Genomic DNA, 13569 nt, shown 5'->3' on the forward strand with positions numbered 1-13569 from the left:
ATGATCGATCGGGGGCAGGCGTGAGACAAGCTAAGGATGGCAAGCCGACGATCAACGACGTGGCGCGCATTGCGGGTGTATCGAAAAAGACCGTCAGCCGGGTGATCAACCGTTCGCCGCTGCTGAACGAGGTGACGCGCGAAAAGGTGGAAGCGGTAATTGCCGAACTGGGCTATGTGCCCAATCCGCAGGCGCGCGCACTGGCGCTGCGGCGCAATTTCCTGATCGGCCTGATCCACGATAACCCCAACGCGCAGATGGTGCTGGGCGTGCAGGAGGGCATCCTTTCGGCCATTCGCGATACCGAATTTGCGCTGGTGGTGCGCCCGGTGAACCGCCGTTCGCCCGACATGCTGGACGATGTACGCGCCTTTCTGGAACAGCAGCGCCTGTTCGGGGTGATGCTGCTGCCGCCGATTTCCGAAAACGACGATCTGGCCGCGCTGTGCGAGGAACTGGGCGTGACCTATGTGCGCATGGGATCGGCGCGTCTTGACGAAGACGAACATATGGTCGCTTCGAACGACCGTGAAGCGGTGGTCAAGGCGGTGACCTATCTGATCGAGCGCGGGCATCGCCGGATCGGCTTCGTGGCGGGGCCGGAAGGCTTCCGCTCTGCCGCAGAGCGCGCGCTGGGCTATCACGATGCGATGGAAGCGGCGGGCATCGCGCTCGACCCGGCGATCATGGCGGAAGGGAACTACACCTTCGAAACCGGAATTGCCGCGGGCGAGAAGCTGCTGGCGGCGACCCCGCGCCCCACCGCGATCTTTGCAGGGAACGACGAGATGGCCGCAGGCGTGCTGCACGCCGCGCGCAAGCTGGGGCTTTCGGTGCCAGAAGAACTGTCCATCGTGGGCTTCGACGATACCGCCATCGCCGCACACATCTGGCCCCCGCTGACGACCGTGCGCTGGCCTATCCAGGCAATGGCCAAGGCTGCCGCGATCAAGCTGATCGACCCGTCGCAGGCGCGCAGGCAACCCTCACACTTCCTGTCCGACCTGATCGAGCGGGCGTCGGTGGCTGCGGCCTGAGCAGCAAGAGGACAACCCGCAAAACCTCTGCTTCGTCGTTGCGAGCGCAGCGAAGCAATCCAGAGTTGGCACAGAACCGCTCTGGATTGCTTCGCTGCGCTCGCAACGACGAGATGGGGGGATTCTCAAGGATGGGAGCAGGCTGCGGCACAAACACCAAAAACCGGCTTGCGTGATTTTATGACACCGGTTACCTAGGGGCCAACTTCCAGACAACGGCTTCACCGGCATGAACTGCCGGAGCGAGAGGAAAATCCCATGAAGATCGCGCTCATCATCGAAAACAGCCAGGCCGCGAAGGCCAGCATCGTTCACGAATCGCTGACATCGGTTGCGGTGCCGCTGGGCCACGAAGTGCATCACTACGGCATGTACACGCCCGAGGATAAAGCATCGCTCACCTACGTGATGAACGGGTTGCTGACCGGCATCCTGCTCAATTCCGGCGCGGCGGATTTCGTGGTTACGGGCTGCGGCACGGGCATGGGTTCGATGCTGGCGGCAAACGCGATGCCCGGCGTGTTCTGCGGGCTGGTGATCGATCCCACCGATGCTTTCCTGTTTGGCCAGATCAATGATGGCAACGCCATTTCGATGCCCTATTCCAAGGGCTTTGGCTGGGCGGCAGAACTGAACCTGCAGGACGTTTACGCCAAGCTGTTCGACGGCGAACGTGGCCTTGGTTACCCGAAGGAACGCGCCGCGATCATGAAGACCAATCGCGGCATCCTGAAGGGGCTGAAGGACGCTTCGTGCCGCGATATGCTGACCGTGCTCAAGACCGTTGATCAGGATCTGCTGAAGGCCACCATCGCGGGCGAGAAGTTTGCCGAGCTGTTCTATGCCAACTGCAAGGACGATGCGATTGCCGATTACCTGCGCGGCCTGACCGCCTGACATCGCAGGCGCGGGAGAGGACATAATGAGCGTTTTCGATCTTTCGGGCCGCGTCGCGGTCGTCACCGGCGCGAACACTGGCATCGGACAGGGCATTGCGGTTGCTCTGGCCGAGGCCGGAGCCGATATCGCCGCCGTGGGCCGCACTCCGGCTGAGGAAACCGCCGCCAAAGTGCGCGCGCTGGGCCGCAAGTGCGAACTGGTGGGCGCAGACCTTTCCACCATCGCGCCGGTGCAGGGCGTGGTCGATCAGATACTCTCCGCGTTGGGTGGGCTGGATATTCTGGTGAACAACGCCGGGATCATCCGCCGGGCCGACGCGGTGGACTTCACGGAAGAAGACTGGGACTCGGTGGTGGACACCAATCTCAAGTCGGTGTTCTTCCTCAGTCAAGCGGCGGGCCGCCACATGATCGCCAACCGCGAAGCCACCGGACGGCGCGGAAAGATCATCAACATCGCCTCGATGCTCAGCTTTCAGGGCGGCATCCGCGTGCCAAGCTATACCGCCAGCAAGAGCGGCGTGGCGGGGTTGACCAAGCTGCTGGCCTGCGAATGGGCAGCCAAGGGCGTGAACGTCAACGCCATCGCGCCGGGCTATATCGCCACCAACAATACGGCGGCGCTGCAGGCGGATGAAACGCGCAACCGCCAGATCATGGAGCGCATTCCCGAAGGCCGCTGGGGCGCAGCATCCGACATCGGCGGGGCGGCGGTGTTCCTTGCCAGCAGCGCGGCGGACTATGTGCAGGGACACGTTCTGGCCGTTGACGGGGGCTGGCTGGCGCGATGACCCAGGGCGCCACCGGCCACATCGTCTGCTTTGGCGAAATGCTGCTGCGCCTTTCGCCGCCCGGTGCGCGGCTGATGGTGCAGGCGCAAAGCCTGGACATGGTGGTGGGCGGTGCCGAAGCGAATGTCGCCGCCGCGCTGGCTGCGCTGGGGCACGAGACGCGCATGGTCACGCTGCTTCCGGCAACGCCATTGGGCGACAAGGCACGCGCAGAGCTTGGCGCAGCGGGCGTGGATACGCGCTTTGTGGCGCGTAGTGCCGGGCGGATGGGGCTGTATTTCATGGAGCCGGGTGCTGGCTTGCGGCCTTCGTCGATCACCTATGATCGCGCAGGATCGGCTTTTGCGCTGGCCGATGCAGCGGCTTTTGACCTTGCGGGCGCGATGGATGGCGCGGCTCTGCTGCACATGTCGGGCATCACACCTGCGCTGGGGCCGAACGGCGTGGCACTTGCGCGGGCGGCGGTGGCAGCCGCACAAGCGGCGGGCGTGCCGATCTGCCTTGATGGCAATTACCGCGCGCAACTGTGGGAAAGTTGGGACAGCGATCCGCGCGCCGTTCTGACCGAACTGGTCAGCGCGGCCACCGTGCTGATCGGCAATCACCGCGACATTTCATTGCTGCTGGGCAAGGCGTTCTCCGGCGATGGCGCGGAACGGCGGCGCGAGGCGGTGGACGCGGCCTTTGCGGCGTTCCCGAACCTTGAACTGGTGGCATCGACCGCGCGCCATGTCGTGTCCAGCGATCACCACCGCATCGCCGCACGGGTTGATACGCGCAGTGCCAAGCATCAGACCGCCGAGATCGATGTGACAGGGATCGTCGACCGCATCGGCACGGGCGACGCCTATGCTGCAGGCGTGCTGCACCAGTATCTGCGCGGCAGCGATGCACAGGCGATGGCCGAATGCGGGCTGGCGCTGGCGGCATTGAAGCATTCGCTGCCGGGCGATTTCTGCCTGATCGGCGCGGGCGAACTGGCGGCATTTTCCGCGCAAGGCGGCGATGTCCGGCGTTGATCTGACGCGGCGCGCGCTGCTGGGCGGCGGCGCGGCGCTGATTGCGGCTCCGGCGCTGGCGGGAAGACACGATCCCAAAGCTGACCGCTTCATCGGCCTTCGCGAAGAAGGCGTTCTGGCGTTCAAGGGCATCCGTTATGGGCGTGCCGCGCGGTTTTCGCGGGCCGAGCCAGAGCCTTCGGGCAAAGCAGCAATCAAGGCGCAAACTTTCGCGCCCATCGCCCCGCAGCGCGGCAATGCCGGCATGGCGCAGAGCGAGGACTGCCTGTTCCTCAATGTCTGGACGCCTGACGCGAACCCCAAGGCCAGTCGCGCGGTCATGGTCTATTTCCACGGCGGGGCCTATTCCAACGGCACCGTCACCGATCCGCTGACTCACGGCGCGAAGCTGGCCGCGCAGGGCGATGTGGTGGTTGTCACCGTCAACCACCGGCTCAATGCGCTGGGCTATGCCTGGCTCAAACCATTCGGCGCGCGCTATGCCGATAGTGGCAATCTGGGCCAGCTTGACCTGATACTTGCGCTCGAATGGGTGAAAGCGAACATCGCGGCGTTCGGCGGCGATCCGGCACGGGTCATGGTGTTCGGCCAATCGGGCGGCGGGGCCAAGATCGCCACTCTGATGGCCATGCCCGCAGCAAAAGGCCTGTTCCATTCCGCCGCAACCATGAGCGGGCAGCAGGTTGTCGCCAGCGGTCCGGGCAATGCGTGGAAGCGCACGCAGGCTTTGTTTGCCGCGCTGAAGTTGCAACCCGGCGATGTGGAATTGCTGCGCACAATGCCGGTGCAGCAATTGATCGACGGCTTGGCCGCGACAGACCCGGTGATCGGCGGCAGCCTGTATATGGGGCCGGTGCTGGACATGACCAACCTGCCCCGCCACCCATTCTGGCCCGATGCTGCGCCGCAATCGCTGCATATCCCGATGATCCTTGGCAACACGCGCGAAGAAACGCGCGCCTTCATCGATCCGAAGGGGCCGAAGCTGAAGGGGCTGAACTGGGACAACCTTGGTCTGCGCATTGCGCCGGAGATAAAGATCGACCTCGATGTCGATTGGGTAGTGGCGCAATACCGTGCGCAATATCCGGCCTGGACGCCAAGCCAAGTGTTCTATTCCGCAACCACCGCCGGGCGATCATGGCCGGGACAGGTGATCGAAGCCGATGAGCGCGCGAAAGCCGGTGCTGCCGCGACGTGGGTCTATCAACTTGACCGTCCGTCCCCCATCGATCCGCAACGCGGCGCGGCGCATACTGACGATATCCCCTATGTCTTCGGCACGCTCGACGCGCCGGGCAGCATGAGCGGCACTGATCAAGGTGCGCGGGCGACGCGCGATGCCATGATGCGCGCCTTTACGGGCCTTGCCAAAACCGGAAGACCGGGCCTGCAGGACTGGATGCCTTACACCCTGCCGCAGCGACAGACGCTGGTCGTGGGCGATGGGACCGCGACCGTGGCGAACGATCCCCGCCAGTGGGAACGCAAATTGTGGTCTATTGGGCCTTACGTGCAACCGGGTAGCTGATTGCCTCAGCCATCAATGGCGCTATGGCATCAGGCAATCGTGGCGCAATCCGTCGCCCGACGCCGCAATCGGGGATCGCGCCAATGTTCGTTCACATCTTCGCCTTCAAATGGAACGACGGAGCAACCGCAGCCCATATCGCGGCTGCGAAGGCGGCGGTGGTGGCTTTCAAGGACACCTGCCCCGGCCTTGTCGATGTGTTCATCGGCGAAAACGTCTCAGCCAATTCGCCGGGCTATACCACCAGCGCAGCCATGCTGTTTACAGACCGCGCTGCTTATGATGCCTACGTCGTCCACCCGGATCATCAGGCGCTTCTTGGCTGGCTGGTGCCCTTGATAGACCCGCTGGAGATCGATTTCGAAGCGTGATTGCAACCGATTCAACCGCCTATTTCTTCGGGCTTACCGGGTAGCTGATGATCAGCGCCAGCGGCTTATCGCCCTTTTGCCAGATGCCGACGACCGCACCTTCATAGAGATAGGCTGTCATGCCCTTGGTCAGCTTGGCGCGTTTGCCGTCTGACAGCACTTCGCCTTCGCCTTCCAGCACATAGTACACCTCGTCGTGCGCGATGGGGTGTTCCCCGATGGCCGCGCCCACATCAAGCGTGCGGCGGCGGAATTCCATCTTGCGCGGTTGCGGCACGGCGTCGCTGATGCGCCACGCGGTGCTCATGCCGATGGCGCCGTGCGGGGTGGGTTCGCGCCGCATGGTATCCGCCTCGTCGATCACGGCCATTGGCGGTGCCGGCGTGGATGGTGCGGAAGCAGCAGCAACCGGCGTTGAGGCCATCAGCATGGCAAGCAGCGCGCTCATGGCTGGTTCTCCCGCATGGCGGCATCGCGCGTGGAAAGCTTTTCCTGCGCGCCCGCCTTTTGGCCGGGGTAGAGGCCCGATTTCGGCGTCATCGTATCGAGGTTCCATTCTACTTCGACGAATGGCGCGTGTGTAGGCACCGGATGCGGATAGCCGCCCACCTCGCTTTCATCGTCGATGATATCGCCGCGCCCCTCGGCCACGAAGAACAGCACGCGGATATCATCGGGGGCACGGTCCCACGGACGCGCGCCTGCGGTCTGCAGCACCGAAGTTTCGACATCGCCCGAGGGCAACACGCTGTAACGGGAAACATCCACCAGCGGGGCCTTGGTCGTGATCAGTTTCGCTTTCGTTTCACCATAGCGGCCGAACTGCGGCAGCGGATTTCCGTGGCGGTCCACCGCGCGGTTGTCCTTGCCATAATATTTCAGATCGCCATCGCCGCCCAGCATCAGGAAAGGCATTCCCGGATCGGTATCGTTGCCGCCACGCATCACATTGCCCACGGCGGTGATCTCGCCCGTCACGTAATCATGGCCCAGCCATTCCAGATTCATCAGGTTGTAATGCACCGCGCGGTGGCCGGGATTGTAGATCACGTTGTTGATCATGCTGACCTGCGCACCGCCCTTGACCAGCGGCGCACGCTCCACATTGTGCGCCCAGACATTGCGGTAAAACGTTATATTCGTTGCATTATCGTGGATCAGCGAACCCTTGGAATGCTCACCCTTGGGATGGCTGGAATTGGCAAGGCCCTCGGCCGCGATGTTATCCCGGAACACCACATCATGGCTGGTGCCAGCGCGCCATTCGGCCAGCGTGTTGCCGGTGAAGCGTGGCCCCGACGCGGACATGTTCTCGTCCAGCGCCCACAGGAAGCTGCAATGTTCGACCACCACGTTGTGCGCGGCAACGCCTGAAAAGGCATCCGCTTCCCAGCCCGAAAGTTTTGCCTGCCCATCGGCGCCGGTCATCACGCGCAAATGCGAAAGCACCACGTCATGCGTCTTCAGGTCGATCCCGCCCTTGATCAGCGTGATCCCCGGCGAAGGCGCGGTCTGACCTGCCACGGTCAGGAAAGGTTCGGTGATCGTGATCGAATCCCGGCCAAGGTCGATAACCCCGCCCACTTCGAACACCACGGTGCGTTTGCCCTTGGCTGCCAGCGCCTCTGCCAGCGATCCCGGCCCCGATTTGGCCAGTGTGGTCACGCGGATGATTCGCCCGCCTGCACCGCCCTTTGTCGGATCGGCAGGGTGGGGTTCGGCCTGTGCAACGCCACTTCCGATGGCGAGCAAAGCTGCGGAAATCATGGCTTTTTGCAGTATCTTGCGCATCAACGACTCTCCCATTGCCATCGTTATTGACAGAGCGGCGGCGTGAGGGCAATAAATAATGACACCGGTTACCCAAGGCGACATCGACGCTTGGGAAGAAGACCGGAACGACTGCCGGTGCCCTGCGGGTCGCAGCATCGGTGTGTGGGAGCAGTGGTGCCAATGAAGGTCGTGCGCGAATGCACGTTCCCCTTTGACACCGGTAGCAATGGCCCCGAAAAGGGCGACGAGGGGATTTGACATGCGTAATTCAGTATCGCGCGTTTCGCTGTTCAGGATGGCTCTGCTGGCTGGCGGCGCACTTGCCGCAGCAGGCACCGCGCAGGCGCAGGATGCCGCCGCAGAGGCGCAAGTGGCCGCCGAAGAGGGCGCGCCTTCGGACGCCATCGTCGTCACCGGTTTCCGCCAGTCGCTGCAAGCCGCGATCAACGTGAAGAAGAACGCGGTCGGCGCAGTCGACGCGATCGTCGCCGAAGACATCGCCAAGTTCCCCGATCAGAACCTTGCGGAATCGCTGCAGCGTATCCCCGGCATCTCGATCACGCGCGATGCCGGTGAAGGCCGCTCGATCACCGTGCGCGGCCTTTCCAGTCAGTTCACCCGCGTCCGCGTCAACGGCCTTGAAACCGTCGCCACGTCCACCGATGGCGCTTCGGCCAACCGTGACCGCGCGTTCGATTTCAACGTCTTCGCTTCGGAACTGTTTAGCTCCATCGTGGTCCACAAGACCGCCGAAGCATCGCTGGATGAAGGTTCGCTGGGTGCTGTCGTCGATCTGAACACCGGCAACCCGCTCGCAGGCAAGGCCGGGTTCACCGCAGTCGCCTCTGTCGTCGGCACCTATAACGACCTGTCGGACTACGTCGGCCCCCGCCTTGCCGGGCTGGTGAGTTGGCGCAACGATGCCGGCACGTTCGGCGCGTCGATCTCTGCCGCATACCAGAAGACCCGCGTGCTGGAGCTTGGCAACAACACCGTCCGCTGGTCGCAGGCCCGCTTTGATTCGGTGGATGGCACCAACTGCTTCACCACCCCCAACAGCGGCGGCACCTATCGCGCCAGCGCCGCGTGCGACAAGGCCGCGCTCGCCTTCCACCCGCGCATCCCGCGCTATGGCGAAGTGAAGCACGACCGCGAACGCCTTGGCATCACCGGCTCGGTCCAGTTCGCGCCGACCGACATGACCAAGTTCTCCATCGATGGCCTGTTCTCGCGCTTCAACGCCGATCGTGAAGAGCAGTGGGGCGAAGTTCTGCTGCGCAGCAACGAACGCTCGATCAATGTCGTGAACCCGGTTTACGACGCCAACAACACGATGGTTTCGGCCACGCTGAACGATGCGTGGGTGCGCACCGAACACTACCTGCGCAAAAGCACAACCGAGTTCTATCAGGTGGGCGGCAGCTGGGATCAGGACGTTTCGGATACCCTGCGCTTCACGCTGATGGGCGGTTTTTCCAAGTCCAACGCCGATATTCCGGTTGAAACGACCATCGTGTTCGATGATCGCGATGCGCAGGGCTACAGCTTCGACTATACCGACATGAAGCATCCGAAGCTGACCTTCGGCACGAGCGTGACCGATCCGGCCAACTTCCAGCTTGCCGAAATCCGCGATCGTCCGTCGAACACGGAAAACCGCTTCAAGACCGTGCAGTTCCGCACCGAATGGGACGTTGCCGAAGGCTTCACCATCAAGGCGGGCGCAATGTGGCGCCGGTTCAACTTCGATGTTCAGTCGTTCACGCGCGATACTGCCGTGTGCGGCAACGGCGGGCTTGATCGCGTTCTTGGCACCATCACCTGCTCGGCATCCTCGGCGTTCGGCCCCACCGCGATCTACGGTATCCCTGTAACCGCGCAGCTGGCGCAGCTGTTCAACCTCGGCAACGCCGGGCAGCCTTCCGGCAACACCAATTCGTGGCTGGTCCCCAACCTCGAAACCACCACCGCGTTGACCAAGCTCTATGATCGTGCGCTGGCACTTGATGCTGGCAACAACCGTGGGGTGCGGGAAACCACAAAGGGCGGCTACATCCAGTTCGACGGCAAGGGCGAACTGCTGGGCCTGCGCTATGCCCTCAACGCCGGTATGCGCTATGTGAAAACCGAACAGTCATCTTACGGTCTGGTCGGCGCGGTGCAGGCCACGGTCGAGCGCGCCTATGATGATTTCCTGCCCTCAGCCAATCTGGCGGTCTATCCGACAGAAGACCTGATCATCCGTGGCGCGATTGCCGAAGTCATCACCCGTCCGACGCTTGGTTCGCTCACGCCGGGCGGTTCGGCAGACGGTTTCAACTTCCGCGTCACCAGCGGCAACCCGTTCCTCGAACCCTTCCGCGCCACCAACTATGACCTGTCGGTGGAATGGTACTTCGCCCCGCAGGCGCTGATCTCGGTCGCGGGCTTCATCAAGGACGTGGCCAGCTTCACGCAAAGCGCTGCCATCACCGAAGCAACCTTTGCCCAGACCGGCCTGCCGGTATCGGTGCTTAACCCGTCGTCGCCTGCCGCGCTGAACCCGGCTCTGCTCACGCAGCCAATCTGGACGCTGACCACCACGGTCAACGGCACCGGCGCCAAGCTGAAAGGCGTGGAAATTGCGGCGCAGATCCCGTTCAAGATCTTCACCGAAGGCTTCCTCGGCAACTTCGGGATCATCGCAAACGCCACCTTCATCGATAGCGACGCCGATTATACCGTCCAGGGCCCGGCAACGGCTCCGGGTGGCGCGCTGGTCAACATTGTCCGCAGCGCTGCGCTCGCCAACGTATCGAAGCAGGCCTACAACGGCACCTTCTATTACGATGACGGCACGTTCTCGGCCCGCGTCATGGGCACCTATCGCGGCGGTTACCACGAAGGCGCCAGCGGCACCGGCAACATCCTCGAAGGCTACGGCTCGATGTTCAACCTCGATGCATCGGTCCGCTTCAAGCTGACCGATTGGGTGGAGCTTTCGGTCGAAGGCAACAACCTGCTCGACACCTATCGCTATCGCTACACCGATATCGACGCGAACCGGAACTACGAGAACAATCACTTCGGGCGCAACATCCTGGTGGGTGCACGCTTCAAGTACTGATCCCAACTCTCCCGGCCGGGCACCTCCCTCCTGATGCCCGGCCAACACCCCAAGGAGCCGCCATGACCATCGACCGTCGATCTTTCATGGCGGCTTCTCTTGCTTCTGCGGCGATCGGCGGAAAGGCATCAGCACAAACCGCCGTGCCAGCAGTGCCGAACGGCGCATTGCCCCCCGGTCTGCCGCAACCGTCCGAAACCATCGACCTCTGGCCCAATGGCGCCCCCGGCAAACCGGCCAGAGCCTTGACCGAGACAGTGCTGGAACGTTCGACCGACCGTCTTGTCACTGATCGCGCCGTGTTCGGCATCACTGCCCCTCGCATGGTGGTTTTCCGGCCCGACCGGCCCAACGGTGCTGCCGTGCTGATCACGCCGGGCGGCGGTTATCGCTGGGTGGTGGTTGACAAGGAAGGCTATGAAATGGGCCGCTGGCTGGCGGCGCGCGGCTTCACCGCTTTCGTGCTGTTCTATCGCCTGCCCGGAGAAGGCTGGGCGGCTGGGCCAGATGTTGCCCTGTCCGATGCGCAGCGCGCCATGCGCCTGATCCGCCACCGCGCCCGCGATTTCGCCGTCGAACCTGAGCGGGTTTCGGCAATGGGCTTTTCCGCCGGCGGCCACCTCTGCGCCGATTTGGCCACGCGGTTCGATGTAAAGACCTATGATGCCATCGATGCGGCAGATGCGCTTTCGGCAAAACCGCACAGCGCCGCGCCGATCTATCCGGTCGTATCGATGACCGCGCCCGACGCGCATCCCGGCTCGCGCGAACTGCTGGTCGGCAAGTCTGCTCCGCCTGCACGGGAAGCGGCGCATTCGCCCCACCGCAACGTGCCAAAGGACGCGCCGCCGTTCTTCCTCACCCATGCCGAGGATGACGATGCCGTCCCGGTGAACAACACCCTGCTGCTGCGCGCGGCACTGAAGGAAAAGGGCATTCGCGTGGAAACCCATCTGTTCGAACACGGCGGCCACGGCTTTGGCCTGCGCAAAGCCATCGGCAAACCCGCCGAAGTCTGGCCCGATCTGTGGCGGTCATGGGCGCGCACCAAGGGGCTGGCGCTGTGAAAACGTCAATCACGTCCGATCGCCGCGATGCGATGAAAGCGGCGGCACTGGCTACGTTAGGCCTTGCTGCGCCCTTCCCCGCCAGCGCAGCCTCTGCACCCTCACCTGCAGAAATTCCGCCCTTCCGCCGGGGTTTTGACAATCAGCGCATTGCCGATCTGGGCAACGGCACGTTCCGCAATCCGGTGCTTGCGGGCGACCGGCCGGACCCTGCGATCCTGAAGGACGGGAAGGACTATTACCTCACCTTCTCCAGCTTCGAGAGCTACCCCGGCCTGCTGATCTGGCATTCGCGCGATCTGGTGAACTGGCAGCCCCGCAAGCCCGCGCTGCACAGGAACATCGGCTCGGTCTGGGCGGTTAGTCTTGAAAAGCATGAAGGCCGCTATTTCCTTTACATCCCGGTGAAAGCCTCTCCGCAGAACGACACCTTCGTGATCTGGGCCGATCACATCGACGGCCCGTGGAGCGATCCCGTGCCGCTGGGTCTGCCCAACCATATCGATCCCTGCCATGCCGTGGGCGAGGATGGCTCGCGCTGGCTGTTCCTTTCGGGCGGCGATCGCGTCCGCCTGTCCGACGATGGCCTGAGCCTGGCCGGACCGGTCGAACACGTCTATGATCCGTGGCGCTACCCCGATGAGTGGGACGTTGAGGGCTTCTCACCCGAAGGTCCGAAAATTCACCGCGTCGGCAAGTGGTTCTACATGATCACCGCTGTCGGCGGCACTGCCGGCCCGCCCACCGGCCATATGGTCATCGCGGCGCGGTCCCGCTCGATCCACGGTCCTTGGGAACAGCACCCCGGCAACCCGCTGGTGCGCACCACGGACATTCGCGAAGCATGGTGGTCGCGCGGCCACGCCAGCCTTGTCGAAGCGCCCGATGGATCGTGGTGGAGCCTCTACCACGGCTTCGAAAACGGCTTCTGGACGCTGGGCCGCCAGTGCCTTCTCGATCCGGTGGAGTGGACCGCCGATGGCTGGTTCCACATGAAGGGCGGCGATCTTTCGCAACCCCTGCCCAAACCCAAAGGCGGAACAGCCCTCCCCCACGGAATGCCGCTGTCCGACGATTTCGCCACGCTTCAAATCGGTACCAAATGGTCGTTCTTTCGCCCCGCGCCCGATGAAGCAAGCCGCGCGCGGGTGGCTGGCAACACGCTGTTCCTGCAAGGCAAAGGCCTCGCCCCCTCCACCGGCTCTCCTCTGCTGCTGATTGCGGGCGATACCTCCTACCAGTTCGAATGCGACATCGACCTTGCGCCCGGCGCGACGGCGGGCGTGGTGCTGTTCTATGACGACAAGCTCTACGCAGGCCTCGGCTTCGACAAGGACCGCTTCGTCACCCACCAATATGGCATGGAGCGTGGCCGCCCCGCCAATCCGCATGGCTCATCGATGCGCATTCGCGTGATCAACCGTCGCCACATCATCAGTTATTACACGTCGGGCGATGGCGGGAAGACCTGGCGCAAGTTCGACCGGGGCATGGAAGTGTCCGGCTATCACCATAACGTGCGCGGCGGCTTCCTGATGCTGCGCCCCGGCATCTACGCTGCTGGCCCCGGCGAAACCCAATTCCGCAACTTCAAATTCACCGCACTGGAAGACTGAGATGCCGCGCAATTTGGACTTACACGCCGACCGGTTGTTGCCGGTCGAACCTTCGGTGCGCGGCCTGGCGCGGGAGTTGTATGCGCAGGTGAAGGACCTGCCGATCATCAGTCCGCATGGCCACACCGATCCGCGCTGGTTTGCGGGGAATGCGGCGTTCGGCAATGCGACCGACCTGCTGCTGGTGCCGGATCATTACGTCTTCCGTATGCTCTATTCGCAAGGGGTGGCGCTGGAAGATCTGGGCGTGCGCAACAAGGCGGTCGATCCGCGCGCGGCGTGGCGGTTGTTTGCGGAGCGGTACTGGCTGTTCCGCGGCACGCCTTCGCGCATGTGGCTCGATTGGGTCTTTGCCGAGG

Annotated in this window: 12 protein-coding genes; 10 read left to right on the forward strand and 2 right to left on the reverse strand. The window is 63.3% G+C overall.

Annotated elements, in window-relative coordinates; translation table 11 throughout:
• Window positions 1–20: 20 nt before the first annotated feature.
• The 6 genes from ACOVQ0_RS00825 (at window position 21) to ACOVQ0_RS00850 (ending at window position 5648) form a co-directional block, all read left to right on the forward strand.
• Window positions 21–1037 carry a LacI family DNA-binding transcriptional regulator gene (locus ACOVQ0_RS00825; RefSeq protein ID WP_421878838.1) on the forward strand — a complete coding sequence of 339 codons (1017 nt, stop codon included), beginning with the start codon at window positions 21–23 and terminating at the stop codon, window positions 1035–1037.
• Window positions 1038–1295: 258 nt separating this feature from the next.
• Window positions 1296–1934, forward strand: a complete 639-nt coding sequence (locus tag ACOVQ0_RS00830) for an RpiB/LacA/LacB family sugar-phosphate isomerase (RefSeq protein WP_421878841.1) — start codon at window positions 1296–1298, stop codon at window positions 1932–1934.
• A 25-nt stretch (window positions 1935–1959) separates the two neighbouring features.
• Entirely contained in the window at window positions 1960–2727 is a 768-nt protein-coding gene (gene kduD / locus ACOVQ0_RS00835) for a 2-dehydro-3-deoxy-D-gluconate 5-dehydrogenase KduD (RefSeq protein WP_421878844.1), read from the forward strand.
• Window positions 2724–3746 carry a sugar kinase gene (locus ACOVQ0_RS00840; protein ID WP_421878847.1) on the forward strand — a complete coding sequence of 341 codons (1023 nt, stop codon included), beginning with the start codon at window positions 2724–2726 and terminating at the stop codon, window positions 3744–3746. Before kduD ends, ACOVQ0_RS00840 begins: the two co-directional genes overlap by 4 nt.
• Entirely contained in the window at window positions 3733–5277 is a 1545-nt protein-coding gene (locus ACOVQ0_RS00845; protein WP_421878849.1) for a carboxylesterase/lipase family protein, read from the forward strand. The genes ACOVQ0_RS00840 and ACOVQ0_RS00845 overlap by 14 nt, the downstream gene beginning before the upstream one ends.
• Before the next feature lie 83 nt (window positions 5278–5360).
• Window positions 5361–5648, forward strand: a complete 288-nt coding sequence (locus ACOVQ0_RS00850) for a Dabb family protein (RefSeq protein WP_421878852.1) — start codon at window positions 5361–5363, stop codon at window positions 5646–5648.
• 19 nt (window positions 5649–5667) lie between these two features.
• Here the strand turns inward: ACOVQ0_RS00850 and ACOVQ0_RS00855 are convergent, their stop codons facing one another.
• Together ACOVQ0_RS00855 and ACOVQ0_RS00860 are read right to left on the reverse strand one after the other, a co-directional pair.
• Window positions 5668–6072: a cupin domain-containing protein gene (locus tag ACOVQ0_RS00855; RefSeq protein ID WP_421878879.1), complete on the reverse strand. Its 405-nt coding sequence runs from the start codon at window positions 6070–6072 to the stop codon at window positions 5668–5670.
• A gap of 20 nt (window positions 6073–6092) precedes the next feature.
• Complete coding sequence (locus tag ACOVQ0_RS00860) at window positions 6093–7415, reverse strand: pectate lyase family protein (protein ID WP_421878883.1); 1323 nt, start codon at window positions 7413–7415, stop codon at window positions 6093–6095.
• A gap of 265 nt (window positions 7416–7680) precedes the next feature.
• Between ACOVQ0_RS00860 and ACOVQ0_RS00865 the strand changes: the two genes are divergently transcribed.
• From ACOVQ0_RS00865 to ACOVQ0_RS00880, 4 genes are all read left to right on the forward strand, one after another.
• Window positions 7681–10527, forward strand: coding sequence for a TonB-dependent receptor (locus ACOVQ0_RS00865; protein ID WP_421878856.1), 2847 nt, complete (start codon window positions 7681–7683; stop codon window positions 10525–10527).
• Between the two features lie 62 nt (window positions 10528–10589).
• Window positions 10590–11594 carry an alpha/beta hydrolase gene (locus ACOVQ0_RS00870; RefSeq protein ID WP_421878859.1) on the forward strand — a complete coding sequence of 335 codons (1005 nt, stop codon included), beginning with the start codon at window positions 10590–10592 and terminating at the stop codon, window positions 11592–11594.
• Complete coding sequence (locus ACOVQ0_RS00875; RefSeq protein ID WP_421878862.1) at window positions 11564–13210, forward strand: family 43 glycosylhydrolase; 1647 nt, start codon at window positions 11564–11566, stop codon at window positions 13208–13210. The genes ACOVQ0_RS00870 and ACOVQ0_RS00875 overlap by 31 nt, the downstream gene beginning before the upstream one ends.
• A gap of 1 nt (window position 13211) precedes the next feature.
• Window positions 13212–13569, forward strand: a 358-nt coding sequence (locus tag ACOVQ0_RS00880; RefSeq protein WP_421878865.1) for a glucuronate isomerase, incomplete at its 3' end; no start/stop codon positions are given.

This window comes from Novosphingobium sp. (genome assembly GCF_049240505.1).
Taxonomy (GTDB): Bacteria; Pseudomonadota; Alphaproteobacteria; order Sphingomonadales; family Sphingomonadaceae; genus Novosphingobium.